Annotated in this window: 1 protein-coding gene; it reads left to right on the forward strand. The window is 68.6% G+C overall.

Annotation, left to right across the window (positions count from 1 at the left end):
* Window positions 1-299: MMPL family transporter (locus ABFX56_RS15955; protein ID WP_346234350.1), on the forward strand; the 299-nt coding region annotated here is incomplete at both ends.

A 299-nucleotide genomic window follows, 5' to 3' on the forward strand; every position in this document is an offset into this window, starting at 1 on the left:
GTGCGCTGCTTCCGGCGGGATTGCCGCTGCTGTCCGCCCTCATCGGCGTCGGGGTCGTGATGGGCGACATCACCTCCGTCGCCGCGTTCACGACGGTGTCGAGCACCGCGCCGCTGCTGGCACTGATGATCGGCCTGGCAGTCGGCATCGACTACGCCCTGTTCATCCTGTCCCGGCACCGGACCCAACTGGCCCAGGGCGAACAGTCCCAAGAGTCGGCCGCGATCGCCGTAGGCACGGCCGGAAGCGCTGTAGTGTTCGCCGGCGTCACCGTGATCATCGCCCTGCTCGGTCTGCTC

Origin of the sequence: Parafrigoribacterium mesophilum (genome assembly GCF_039652555.1) — a bacterium.
Lineage (GTDB): Bacteria > Actinomycetota > Actinomycetes > Actinomycetales > Microbacteriaceae > Parafrigoribacterium > Parafrigoribacterium mesophilum.